This is a genomic window from Kribbella sp. C-35 (genome assembly GCF_046549195.1).
Classification (GTDB): Bacteria; Actinomycetota; Actinomycetes; order Propionibacteriales; family Kribbellaceae; genus Kribbella.
In genome coordinates, this window is sequence record NZ_JAJPWG010000002.1 from 195,247 (window position 1) to 206,613 (window position 11,367).

Genomic DNA, 11,367 nt, shown 5'->3' on the forward strand with positions numbered 1-11,367 from the left:
GGTTCAGCCTTGGTCGAGCTGGCCCTGGTAGGCCTCGGCGTCCATCAGCGCGGCCACCTCGGCGGTGTCCTCGACCTCGATGTCGAGCAGCCAGCCCTCGCCGTACGGGTCGCTGTTCACCAGGTCCGGCTGGTCGGCGAGCGACTCGTTGACCGCGGTCACCGTGCCGTTCACCGGGGCGTACAGGTCGCTCACGCTCTTGGTCGACTCCAACTCGCCACAGGCGTCGCCGGCTCGCACCACGCTGCCGACGTCGGGCAGCTGCACGTACACGATGTCACCGAGCTGGTCCTGCGCGAAGTCGGTGATGCCGACCCGCACGGGTCCTTCCTCGCCGGCCTTCAGCCATTCGTGCTCGGCCGTGTACTTCAGGTCTTCGGGGTACACCTTCGTCCTCGTTTCTACTTCGTGGGGCTGGGCGCCGGGCGAGCGTAACGATGCTCCTCCGGCGCGTGCAAGGCAGTGATCGCGACGTTGTCGAGCTCGGTGACCTCGGCGGTTCCGCCCACCTGCGGGCCGGTCACCTCGCTGACCAGGCCGCCCGGGAAGTTGGCCGCCTCGGACAGGTTGTGGGACTCGCCGATCGCCTCGATGACGTACGGCGAGTTCACCTTCTGGCCGTCGATCTGGATCCCGGGTGCGTCGTCCACGAAGTCGGTGCTGGCCACCACCCGGACCGACCCGTTGATCTGGATCGCCTCGGCGCCGGCGTCCCGCAACTCCTCGATCGCGTCCAGCAGGTTGAGCGAGGCCATCTTGCCCTGCGGGTCGTTCAGCGTGATCCGGACCCCCGGGCCCTGCGCGGGCAGCGTACCGGCCAGGATGCCGAGGGTGCGGACCTGGGCCTCCGCCTGCTCGCGGGCGGTCTGCGCCTTGTCGGCGCTGGAGGACAGCGAGTTCTTCCGCTCCTCCAGGTCCGCGATCTCGCTCTCCAGCCGCCGGGTGTTCTGCCCGAGGCCGTCGAGGATCGCGATCAGGTCCTCGCGGCGGGCGTTCTGGTAGCCGTCGTCGGCCCGGTTCACCCGGACCTGCACGACCGCGACACACGCGACCAGGGCGAGCACGACCGCGACGATCGCCTGACCGCGGGACGGCTTGAACCCGGCCCGCAACCGGCGCAGCGCCAGGTTCGGCGTCCGCGGCTTCGGCATCGGCGTCGGGGTCTGCGGCTGCGGCTGTTCGACCGCGGCCTTCTCCGGCTGTTCCGGCTTGGCCGGCTTCTCGTCGCTCATGATCAGGCCCGGAAGATGTGCCGGCGGATCGCGGCCATGTTGGTGAAGATGCGGATGCCGAGCACGACGACCACACCGGTGGACAGCTGCGAGCCGACGCCGAGCTGGTCGCCCAGGTACACGATCAGGGCCGCGATCAGCACGTTGGACACGAACGACACGACGAACACCTTGTCGTCGAAGATCCCGTCCAGGAACGCGCGCAGCGCGCCGAACACCGCGTCCAGCGCGGCCACGACCGCGATCGGCAGGTACGGCTGCGCCCAGTCCGGTACGTCGGGCGCCACCAGCAGACCGACGACGACACCGATCACCAGCCCGAGTACGGCGATCATCTCGTTCTCACCTTCGCGTAGCGCAACGCGATGGTCGCATCGGCCGGCACCAGCAAGGAGTCCTCCGTCGTGATCGTCATCCGGACATCGAAGTTGCTCACCAGGTACTGCACCCAGCGCCCGCCCGAGCTCTGCGCGAACCGGGCCGGCATGGTCGCGGTGTCCCCGATCGCGAGCACCGTGTACGGCGGGGTCAGCGAACTGTAGTCAACGGTGATGGCACTGCCCGCACCGCGGATCGCGGTCAGCGACGTGATCCGGTGACCGTTCACCGAGATCGCCTCCGCACCGGACGTCCACAGACCGTTGACCAACTGCTGCAGGTCGACGTCGAGCAGCCGGCCTTCCTTCGCGTCGGCGTTCTTGGCGTCGTCGATCACCGCTTTGAGGCCCGGGCCGGTGACCGCGATCGCTCCGGTCTGCAGTTCGAGGTCGTCGAGCTTCTGCTGCAGCGCGGCGCCCGTACTGTCGTTGCTCAGGCCGCTCGCCTGCAACCGGCGTACCTCGTCGGCGAGCCGGGACTGGTTGTTGCGCAGCTCGGTCAACCGGTTGTCGGCCTGGTTGATGCGGGTGATCAGCTCCTTACGCTGCTTCTCCGCCTCCGGTGCGCTGCGGTAGTTCTGCGCTGCGGCGACCGCGAGCAGGAAGCCGAGGACGGCGGCGGCCACCACCAGCATCACCCGGTGCCGGGACCGGGTCTGTTTGCCGGCCGGGCCGGTCCGGGCCGCGACGGCGTACCCCTCGTCGAGGGGATGCGCCATCAGGTTGTTCAGCAGTGACATCGACGCGTCGACGCGCCGTGGCGGTGTCGGCTGCGGTGTCGTCTGCTCGGGGGCTTGCTGGGTCACCCGGCCGAGTCCTTGATCGGTTTGACCGTCTGGATCAGGTGGCGCAGCTGGGCGAAGTACAGCGCGCCGGCCCAGTAGTACAGACCGGTCCCCCAGATCGCGAACGCCCAGCCGAACACGCGGGCGAGCAGATTGAGGGTGCTGTCGCCGTCGCCGAGCAGGAGCAGCGGGAATGCGTACAGCAGGCAGAACGTGGCGGACTTGCCGAGGAAGTGCACCGGTAGCGCGTTGAAACCGCGGCGGTGCAGTGCCGGCAGCGTGAAGGTGAGCAGCAGGTCCCGCAGCGGCAGCGCGATCGCCAGCCACCAGGGGATGATGTCGCGCAGGGCCAGGCCGATGACGGTCGCGAAGATGTACAGCCGGTCGGCCACCGGGTCGAGCATCTGGCCCAGGCGACTGGTCTGATTCATCCGCCGGGCGATCTGGCCGTCGGCCCAGTCGGTGAACCCGGAGATGGCCAGCACCAGCAGCGCCCAGCCGTCTTCCTTGGGTCCGAGGACCAGCCACAGGAACAGCGGCACCCCCAGCAACCTCAGGAAGCTGAGCGCGTTCGGGATCGTCCACACCCGGTCGGACACTTCCAAGTCCGGCACGCGACCCCTCCCTCTCTCCACCCTGGATTCCCGTCGTAACTCTACTGGGGAGCCCCGACAGGTTTACGGCCGCCTGGCCCGGGGCACGCCCCGACTTTCCCCTGATACCAGAACGCGCTGTCGCGGCGGCCGCTATGCCTGCGACGAACCGGTGACCCGATCGATACCCAAGGGTGATGCTTACCCTGAGCAGATGAGGTTCCTGGTACTGATCTACGGCAACCCGGAGTCCCGGACGGTATGGGACTCGATGACGGATGAGCAGAAGAAGGAAGGCATGGCGGGCTACGCCGCTCTGCACGAGGCCCTCGCCGTTCAGAACGAGCTGGTCGCGTCGGAGTCGCTCGACGCTCCGGAGCTGACCAAACAGGTCCTGGTCCGCGACGGCAAGCCGATGACGACGGACGGGCCGTTCGCCGAGGTGAAGGAGCAGCTGGCCGGCTTCTACCTGCTGGAGTGCGACTCGATGGACCGCGCGGTGGAGATCGTCGCGCAGATCCCGGAGGCGCCGTTCAGCGTCGTGGAAGTGCGTCCCGTCCGTGACCTCAGCGCGTTCAGCTGATGCTCGAGGAGCTGCTCCGCGAGCAGGCGCCACAGGTGCTCGGCGCACTGGTCCGGCGGTACGGCGACTTCGACGCGTGCGAGGACGCCGTACAAGAGGCCCTGCTGGCTGCCTCGCTGCAGTGGCCGGGTGAAGGTGTTCCGGCCAATCCGCGCAGCTGGCTGATCACGGTCGCTTCCCGGCGGCGGATCGAGGTACTGCGGAACGAGGCGGCTCGGACGCGTCGGGAAGAGACCGTCGCGTCGTGGACTCCCCCGGAGCCCGCTTCGTCGGAGGACGACTCGCTGACGTTGCTGATGCTGTGCTGTCATCCGGCACTGACGCCGCAGTCGCAGGTGGCACTCACGCTGCGTGCCGTCGGCGGTTTGACGACCGGTGAGATCGCGCGGGCATTTCTGGTGCCGGAGGCAACGATCGGTCAACGGATCAGCCGGGCGAAGGCGAAGCTCCAGGGTGCGCGGTTCGCGATGCCGCCGGCCGCGGAGCAGCCCGAGCGGCTGGCCGCCGTACTGCATGTGCTCTATCTCGTCTTCAACGAGGGCTACACGGCCTCGTCCGGTACGTCGCTGCACCGGGTCGAGCTGAGTGCGGAGGCGATCCGGCTGACGCGGTTGTTGCGTGCGCGGTTGCCGGCTGAGGGTGAGGTGGCCGGGCTGCTCGCGTTGATGCTGCTGACCGACGCGCGCCGGCCCGCCCGGACGACGGCGGACGGGGCGCTGGTGCCGTTGCCGGAGCAGGACCGGTCGTTGTGGGACGCGGCCGCGGTTGCCGAGGGCACCGAGTTGATCGAGTCGACGTTGCGGTCGGCGCCGGTCGGGCCGTACCAGCTGCAGGCGGCGATCGCCGCGGTGCACGACTCGGCGGCGAAGGCCGACGAGACCGACTGGCGCGAGATCCTGATGCTGTACGAACTGCTCGAGGCGACCGCGCCGGGTCCGATGGTGACGCTGAACCGGATCGTCGCGGTCGCGATGGTGCACGGCCCCGCCGCCGGGCTGACGCTGCTCGACGACGTGGATCCGGCGCTCCGCGACCATCACCGGCTGGCCGCCGTACGCGCGCACCTCCTCGAGTTGTCCGGCGACAACGCGGGTGCCCGCGAGGCGTACCACCTCGCCGCCCGGCTGACGCAGAGCACGCCGGAGCAGCGCTACCTGCAGTCCCGCGCCGACGCGCTCTAGCCTCTGTCAGACGGTTCGATCAGGCCGGAACAACCCCCGGCTTGCCGGCCTCCACGGCCCAACGGGCGGTGGTGGACGACGGAGCATCGGGTACGGCGACCGACGACACCGAACGCTCCTCGGTCAACCAGCGGGTCCGGTCGACGTCCATCCGCAGCCAGCCGTGGGTGCGGCCGTTGAAGTAGCGCACCCATGGGTTGAAGGCGGCGTTGGACTGCTCGGCGATCGGTACGAACGCGGCCGGGAAGTCCGAGGTGATCGACGTCGAGACGAACTCGCTGGCCACCACCGGCGCGGACGGGTCGTCCACCGTGAGGCGAAGGTCGTTGATCCAGGTCGAGTGGATGTCGCCGGCGATCACCACCGGGTTCGCGACCTCGCTCGCGGCGATCGCGGCCAGCAGCCGGCGGCGCTGCGGCGTGTATCCGTCCCACTGGTCGAGGTTGACCACGGAGGCCGGCGGCGGAGCGAGGAACCGGGTCGGCGCCATCATCACCTGTTGCCCGAGCACGTTCCACCGGCTGTGCGACGTACGGAGACCGTCCAGCAACCATTTCTCCTGAACCGGCCCGGTCAGCGTGCCCGTCACGTTCGTGTCGCCGAGAGCCTGGGGCCCGAAGTCGGACGGCAGTCCCCCGGTCGGCAGACCGCCGCCGGGCTGATCGGTGCGGTACTGCCGGGTGTCGAGCACGTTCAGCCGCAACAGCGTGCCGAAGTCGAACCGCCGGTAGATCCGCAGGTCGGACCATCCGCTCCGATTGGTCGCCCGTACCGGGGTGTGCTCGTACCAGGCCTGGTACGCCGCGGCCCGCTGGAGCTTGAACTGCTCGGGTGTCTGGTGCCACGGCGGGGCGTCCTGCTCGTCGACGAGACCGGCGTAGTTGTTCTCGGTCTCGTGGTCGTCCCACGTCGAGATGAAGGGCAGTGCGGCATGGGCCGCCTGCAACGCGGGATCGGACTTGTACAGCGCGTGCCGGTTGCGGTAGTCGGCGAGCGTGATCAGCTGATTGGCGCCCGCTGCGGTTCCGGACGACGCGTTGTGTGGCCGTACCGCGTCCTGCTGCGGGTCGTACTCGTAGATGTAGTCGCCGACGTGCAGGACCAGGTCGAGGTCGGACGCGGCGATGTCCCGGTACGCCCCGAAGTACCCGTTCTGCCAGTCCTGGCAGTTGGCCACGGCGAAACGCAGCCGCGCGACGGCACTGCCGGCAGCCGGCGCCGTTCGAGTGCGTCCGACGGGGCTGATGAATCTGCCGGTACGGAACCGGTAGAAGTAGTCACGCCCCGGCCGCAGCCCGGCGGCATCCACATGGATCGAGTGCGCCAGGTTCGGGCGCGCCGTCGCCGATCCGGCCCTGACCACGTGCCGGAAACGCTCATCCGTGGCGACCTGCCATCCGACCTGTACGGCGCGATCGGTGAGAAGAGCGCCGTCCGCCGGGTCGCGCAGCAGGCGGGTCCACAGGATCACCCGGTCCGGCAGCGGGTCGCCACTGGCGACACCGAGGCCGAACGGGTCGCTCCGAATCGGGTTCGCATGCGCCTGCCGTACGTCGACGACTCCGCCGGCCGCGACTGCGGCGCCCGCGGCACCCAACAGCGTCCGCCGCCGGATCGACGGCAGCACCACTCGTTCGCTCATCAGTACCCTCCCACGATGGCTGTCAGGTCATGAACCTTGCCGCACCGTCCGGCTGGGTCAATGGCATACGGGCGTCGAAAAGCTGAACAATCACAACCTCAGGCGACCGGCCGGCCCCAGCTGAGCTCGGCTTCGATCTTCAGCTCCAGTACGCCGTCCTGCGCGTACGGGCGGACCGCTTCCTCGACGATCGCGTCGAAGTCGGCGGCTTCCTCGGCGGTCATCAGGTCGCGGGCCAGGCTCGACGTCGAGTGGAACTGCTCGACGTAGTCCGCGACCTTCTGGCGGTAGGTGACGGGCGCGGTCCGCGCCGTACCTGTTGGTCCGAGCAGCCCGCGGTCGCGGATCGCCTCGACGACGCTGTACTTCGGGTCGTAGTTCTTCTTGCGCGAATGCTTCTGGATCGCCTGTACGACGCCGTCCCACCAGGGCATGTCCACCGGGCCGTGCTCGATGACGACGAGCTGGGCGTTCGGGGTCAGGTGCGGGACGATCCGCGCGAACGTCTCCTCCCACGGCATCCAGTGGATGCTCGCCCCGGCTGTCACCAGTGCGTACGGGCCGTCGAGGTCGGCGGTCTCGATCGGGTTGACCTGCCAGCTGAGGTTCGGGTGGTCGCCGCCCGCGCGCTCCTGGCCCGCCGCCACCATCGGCGCCGAGAAGTCGATCGCGTCGACGTGCTCGACCCGCGGCGCGAGCGGCCGCGCGATCGCGCCTTCGCCGGCGCCGATGTCGAGCACCCGCCGGGGCTCGTCGGCGATCAGCTCCACCAGCCGGTCGAACACCTCGTCCGGGTACGGCGGCCGATGCTGATAGGCCTCCGCCACTGCCTCCTGCTGGAACGTCGCCGCAAGCTCAGTCATGTGTCGGAGCGTAGACGGGGCGTGCCGCCCGATCACCGATTTCTGCTGCGGGCCAACGTGCTCCCGGTCGTAACCTGCGCGTTTCCTTCGGTCATGCAGCGGAAACATCCGCTTCTTACCTTGAGAGCCCACGTCGGCGGCGCGAGGCGGTGATCCCGATGTACAAGTACGTCGACCCGTTCATCGGTACCGGCGCCACCGACCTGCCCACGCCCAAGGGCCTGGCCGCGACCTGGTGGTGGCCCAAGCCGCAGGTCGGCAACACCCACCCGGGCGCCATGCACCCCTTCGGAATGGTGTCGGCCAGCCCGTACTCCGGGGCCTACCCGACCGGATACGGGCTGTACGACTTCAACACCGAGGGCGTGCCCGACCTGTTGTACGACCGCCCGGTCGCCTCCGGCTTCACCCACTTCCAGCAGTCCGGCACCGGCGCGATCCGCAAGTACTACAACTACTTCCGCGTCACGCCGATGCTCGGCCCGCTCGACGACCTGGGTACCACGTGGGACCTGCTGGACGAGGTGGCCGAGCCCGGCTACTACGCGGCGACGCTGAGCTCGGGGGTGCACTGCGAGGTGACGGTCGGCCCCAAGTCGGCCGTCCACCGGTACACCTTCCCGGCGAACGACGCCGCCCGGATCGTCATCGACGCCTCGACCGGCGGCCTGGCCATTCCGCACAGTCGAACTGTGCCGCTGAAGGCGCACCTGGCGATGCTCGAGCCTGGGGTGGCTCAAGGGGAGATCCACGTCGAGGGGGTGCCGCTGGCCGTGCATCTGGAGGTCGACGCCCCCGGCTGGCGGCAGCTGCTGTGGTACGACCGGCGCCTGATGCCGGGCGGCACCCGCCTCGATTTCGACTACATCCGGCCGACCACACTGCGACCGTTCGGGCTGATGTTCATGGGCCCCTCGCGCGCCGAGCAGACCGTCGAGGTGCGGCTGGGGTTCTCGCTGCGCGGGTGTGAGAAAGCCCGCGACAACCTGCACGCGGACGTCGGCCGCTCTCAGGTCACCTTCGCCGGACGGCGCGACGACACGGCAGCCACCTGGCGCGACCACCTCGGCAAGGTTGCGATCAAGGCCGAGTCCGACGACCAGGCGACGACTTTCGGCACCGCGCTCTACCACTCACTGGTCAAGCCGAGCTTTGCCCCGGACGAGAGCCCGTCGTGGACGACCGAGGGCCCCTACGCGTTCGACATCTGCACCATGTGGGACATCTACCGCACCCAGCTGCCGCTGATGACCACGTTGTTCCCGCAGCGTTCGGTCGCACTCGCCGGTGCGATGCTGTCGATCGCCGAGCAGGAGGGCAACCTCCCGATCGGCTATCGGATGGCCAAGGGCGCCGACCGGTTCTCCCGGCAGGGCAGCGCGCTCGCGCACACCTTCTTCGCCGACCTGTGCCACCTGGATCTGCCCGGTATCGACTGGGAGTGGGCCATGGTGCACCTGGAGATGGACCTGCGCCGGACGTACGGCGAGGACTACCTGGTGCACGGTGTGGCGCACCCGATCAGCCACACCCTCGACCTGGCGTACGCCTACCACTGCACCGCGGCGATCGCCCGCAAGGTACGCGACCGGCCGCTGGCCCAGCAGATGCGCGAGCTCGCCCACGGCTGGCGGGCGGCGTACGACCCGGGCACCGGCCTGCTGCGCGACTCGACGTTCTACGAGGGCGGCCGGTGGAACTACTCCTTCCGGTTGCTGCACGACATGCGCGCCCGGATCGCGCTCGCCGGCGGCGACGAGGCGTTCGTCGGTCTGCTCGACCGGTTCTTCGGGTACGGCGCCGTACCGGTCACCCAGCCGGGGGTGGCGCCGAGCGTGGCCGAGATGAACGCCGGGTACGCGCTGTCCCGGTTCGAGGGATTGAACAACGAACCGGACTACGAGGCGCCGTGGTCCTACCACTACGCGGGACGGCCGGACCGAACCGCCGAGGTGGTGCATGCCGCGGTCGCCAACCAGTTCGGCACCGGCCGGGGCGGGCTGCCGGGTAACGACGACTCGGGCGGGCTGTCCGCCTGGTACGTGTGGGCGACGCTCGGGCTGTTCCCGGTGGCCGGACAGAACCTGTTCCTGGTGAGCGCGCCGGCGGTGGCGGAGTCCACGATCCGGCTGCCGGAGAGCGAGCTGTCCATCACCACAACCGGATTCGAGCCGGTCGAGGCAGGCGGACCGGTCTCCTACGTCCAGTCCATCGCGGTGGACGGCAAGACGCTCGAACGCCCCTGGATCTCCGGCCGGGAACTGCGGCGCATCGGCACCCTGCACATCGAGCTCGGCCCTCAGCCCTCCGGCTGGGGCACCAAGATCCGGCCGCCATCCACATCCGACCCGCTACACGCCGCTGGAGGTGAGGCATGAACAACGCCGAGGACACGCTCGTCCCGTCCGCACCCACCCGCCGCCTGGTCATCGTCGTCCGCGCCGACCCGGTGATCTGCGGGCACTCCGGTGAGGCCCGGTGCCTCGCGGAGGTAGCACTCACCCGCGGGTTCGACGACGTACGGATCGTGACCTGGCCGCTGGACGCGCTGGAGGCGGCCGGGTTGCCGTTGAAACCACTCGATCGCGTGACGCCGTACAGCCCTGGCATCACCGTGGAGCGGCCCGATCCCGTTGGCGACTACCGGGTTCCGGACGGGCGCTACCTGTCCGGGCTGATCGGGCGGCTGGTCGAGTTGTTCAGCGACGGGGTGCCGACGGTGGCGATGTCGCTGTACCTGAGCCCGCACGCGATCGCCGTACACGAGGCCGTCCAGGTGGCGCGCCGGATCGGGCCCGCACGGGTCATCACGGTGGCCGAGGCGGTGGGCTCCGACATCACCAACGTGGTGCGCGAGTGCGTGGACACCGGCCGGTTCGGGGCGGCCGCGCACATCCTGTCGGTCTACCTGGCGGCCGACCACTGCGTGGCGGTGTCGGAGTACACCAGGGATCTGATCGTGGCCTCGGCGGCGACCCTCGACGGCATGCACGGTACGACGTTCGCGGAGCAGTGCCGTGAGCGGATCGCCATCTCCTACCCGGCGGTCGACTCCTGGCCCTACCTGTCGCTGACCGATGACCGGATCGCCGAAACTCTTACCCGACGGGGCCTTTCGCGGGACGGGTACGTGCTGTTCCTGTCCCGGATCGCCTCGGCGAAGGGGATCGACGACCTGATCGACGCCTACGCCGGGTCGCGGTCGGCCGAGCGGGTGCAACTGGTCCTGGCCGGGCGCGGGCCGCACGAAGACGCGGTGGTGGCGCGGGTGGCGGCAGCGGGCCTGGGCGAGCGGGTGCGGGTGCTGACCGACGTGGACGACGCGGAGAAGCCGGCGCTGATGGCCGGGAGCGCGGCGTTCGTGCTGCCGACCCGCGAGCAGCCGGAGTTCGTGGAGACGTTCGGGATCGCGCTGGTCGAGAAGGCTCTCGCCGGCGGCGGGCCGATCATCACCTGCGCGACCGGCGGTGTACCCGAGGCGGTCGGTGACACGGCCCTGCTGGTACCGCAGCGGGACCCTGCCACGCTGCGGGCCGTGCTTGACGAGGTCGTGTGCGACTGGACCCGCGAGCAGCGGGCGGAGGCCGAGCGGCGCGCGCGAGCGCACGCGTTGCAGTTCGACCGAGTAGCCGTGTTCGACCGCCTCTTCGCCCTCGCCGAGCCTCCCGCCGTCCCCGTCGTCGCCTGAGCCGGCCTACTCACTGCCCCAGACAGTCGCCTGCTGCTCGAAGTACGCCGGATCGCTATGCACCGGGATGACACACAGCAGATGCCCGCCCGGGGCGCGCAGGGTGTGGCACCCCTGCCAGCTCGAGACCTCGACCGCGCCGAGTCCGGTCAGCCGCGCGACCTCGGCGGGTACGTCGTCGGTCTCGATGTCCAGGTGGTACCGCGGCTCGTCGTCGATCGACTGGATCGCGGTCACGTACCCCGGGACGGCGTTGTGCAGGCTGATGAACTGCGGCTCACCCTCCGGCGAGGACGTCCGTACGCCGAGCGCCGCGGACCAGAACGCCGTGGCGTCCGGCACCTCGTCCCGCTGGACGTCGATCAGGAACGTGGAAATCCGGCTCCGGTGCATGCAAACCAACTTTAGTGTTCCGGACGGTGG

At 69.6% G+C, this 11,367-nt stretch carries 12 protein-coding genes; 4 read left to right on the forward strand and 8 right to left on the reverse strand.

The window, feature by feature from the left end:
• Positions 1 to 3: 3 nt before the first annotated feature.
• The 5 genes from gcvH to ACLJOO_RS13655 are packed head-to-tail and all read right to left on the reverse strand — an operon-like array spanning position 4 to position 3,008.
• Positions 4 to 387: a glycine cleavage system protein GcvH gene (gene gcvH, locus ACLJOO_RS13635; RefSeq protein WP_131293401.1), complete on the reverse strand. Its 384-nt coding sequence runs from the start codon at positions 385 to 387 to the stop codon at positions 4 to 6.
• Between the two features lie 14 nt (positions 388 to 401).
• On the reverse strand, positions 402 to 1,232 hold the full coding sequence (locus ACLJOO_RS13640; protein WP_410787360.1) for a DUF881 domain-containing protein: 831 nt from the start codon (positions 1,230 to 1,232) through the stop codon (positions 402 to 404).
• Between the two features lie 2 nt (positions 1,233 to 1,234).
• Positions 1,235 to 1,567 carry a small basic family protein gene (locus tag ACLJOO_RS13645; protein ID WP_130379362.1) on the reverse strand — a complete coding sequence of 111 codons (333 nt, stop codon included), beginning with the start codon at positions 1,565 to 1,567 and terminating at the stop codon, positions 1,235 to 1,237.
• Positions 1,564 to 2,415: a DUF881 domain-containing protein gene (locus tag ACLJOO_RS13650; protein WP_410787361.1), complete on the reverse strand. Its 852-nt coding sequence runs from the start codon at positions 2,413 to 2,415 to the stop codon at positions 1,564 to 1,566. Before ACLJOO_RS13650 ends, ACLJOO_RS13645 begins: the two co-directional genes overlap by 4 nt.
• Positions 2,412 to 3,008, reverse strand: a complete 597-nt coding sequence (locus tag ACLJOO_RS13655) for a CDP-alcohol phosphatidyltransferase family protein (RefSeq protein ID WP_130379364.1) — start codon at positions 3,006 to 3,008, stop codon at positions 2,412 to 2,414. The genes ACLJOO_RS13650 and ACLJOO_RS13655 overlap by 4 nt, the downstream gene beginning before the upstream one ends.
• Positions 3,009 to 3,201: 193 nt before the next feature.
• Here ACLJOO_RS13655 and ACLJOO_RS13660 point away from each other — a divergent pair, with 193 nt between their 5' ends.
• The gene (locus ACLJOO_RS13660; protein WP_410787362.1) at positions 3,202 to 3,570 is read left to right on the forward strand and encodes a YciI family protein; all 369 of its coding nucleotides are present in this window, start codon (positions 3,202 to 3,204) and stop codon (positions 3,568 to 3,570) included.
• Positions 3,570 to 4,751 (forward strand): RNA polymerase sigma factor, encoded by a 1,182-nt coding sequence (locus ACLJOO_RS13665; protein WP_410787363.1) that lies wholly within the window; start codon positions 3,570 to 3,572, stop codon positions 4,749 to 4,751. Before ACLJOO_RS13660 ends, ACLJOO_RS13665 begins: the two co-directional genes overlap by 1 nt.
• Before the next feature lie 19 nt (positions 4,752 to 4,770).
• Here the strand turns inward: ACLJOO_RS13665 and ACLJOO_RS13670 are convergent, their stop codons facing one another.
• Positions 4,771 to 6,393, reverse strand: coding sequence for an alkaline phosphatase D family protein (locus tag ACLJOO_RS13670; RefSeq protein WP_410787365.1), 1,623 nt, complete (start codon positions 6,391 to 6,393; stop codon positions 4,771 to 4,773).
• A 98-nt stretch (positions 6,394 to 6,491) separates the two neighbouring features.
• The gene (locus tag ACLJOO_RS13675; protein WP_410787366.1) at positions 6,492 to 7,256 is read right to left on the reverse strand and encodes a class I SAM-dependent methyltransferase; all 765 of its coding nucleotides are present in this window, start codon (positions 7,254 to 7,256) and stop codon (positions 6,492 to 6,494) included.
• Positions 7,257 to 7,414: 158 nt separating this feature from the next.
• Between ACLJOO_RS13675 and ACLJOO_RS13680 the strand changes: the two genes are divergently transcribed.
• Together ACLJOO_RS13680 and ACLJOO_RS13685 are read left to right on the forward strand one after the other, a co-directional pair.
• Positions 7,415 to 9,634: a glycoside hydrolase domain-containing protein gene (locus tag ACLJOO_RS13680; protein WP_410787368.1), complete on the forward strand. Its 2,220-nt coding sequence runs from the start codon at positions 7,415 to 7,417 to the stop codon at positions 9,632 to 9,634.
• Positions 9,631 to 10,944 (forward strand): glycosyltransferase, encoded by a 1,314-nt coding sequence (locus ACLJOO_RS13685; RefSeq protein WP_410787369.1) that lies wholly within the window; start codon positions 9,631 to 9,633, stop codon positions 10,942 to 10,944. The genes ACLJOO_RS13680 and ACLJOO_RS13685 overlap by 4 nt, the downstream gene beginning before the upstream one ends.
• Positions 10,945 to 10,950: 6 nt before the next feature.
• Here ACLJOO_RS13685 and ACLJOO_RS13690 read toward each other — a convergent pair whose 3' ends face one another.
• On the reverse strand, positions 10,951 to 11,337 hold the full coding sequence (locus ACLJOO_RS13690) for a VOC family protein (RefSeq protein ID WP_410787370.1): 387 nt from the start codon (positions 11,335 to 11,337) through the stop codon (positions 10,951 to 10,953).
• Positions 11,338 to 11,367: the final 30 nt, after the last annotated feature.

Bases quoted from the DNA above. Each gene is read 5' to 3' on its own strand.
- ACLJOO_RS13675 (WP_410787366.1), bottom strand. From the start codon at position 7,256: ATGACTGAGCTTGCGGCGACGTTCCAGCAGGAGGCAGTGGCGGAGGCC.
- ACLJOO_RS13640 (WP_410787360.1), bottom strand. From the start codon at position 1,232: ATGAGCGACGAGAAGCCGGCCAAGCCGGAACAGCCGGAGAAGGCCGCG.
- ACLJOO_RS13690 (WP_410787370.1), bottom strand. From the start codon at position 11,337: ATGCACCGGAGCCGGATTTCCACGTTCCTGATCGACGTCCAGCGGGAC.
- ACLJOO_RS13645 (WP_130379362.1), bottom strand. From the start codon at position 1,567: ATGATCGCCGTACTCGGGCTGGTGATCGGTGTCGTCGTCGGTCTGCTG.
- ACLJOO_RS13670 (WP_410787365.1), bottom strand. From the start codon at position 6,393: ATGAGCGAACGAGTGGTGCTGCCGTCGATCCGGCGGCGGACGCTGTTG.
- ACLJOO_RS13680 (WP_410787368.1), top strand. From the start codon at position 7,415: ATGTACAAGTACGTCGACCCGTTCATCGGTACCGGCGCCACCGACCTG.
- ACLJOO_RS13665 (WP_410787363.1), top strand. From the start codon at position 3,570: ATGCTCGAGGAGCTGCTCCGCGAGCAGGCGCCACAGGTGCTCGGCGCA.
- ACLJOO_RS13660 (WP_410787362.1), top strand. From the start codon at position 3,202: ATGAGGTTCCTGGTACTGATCTACGGCAACCCGGAGTCCCGGACGGTA.
- ACLJOO_RS13685 (WP_410787369.1), top strand. From the start codon at position 9,631: ATGAACAACGCCGAGGACACGCTCGTCCCGTCCGCACCCACCCGCCGC.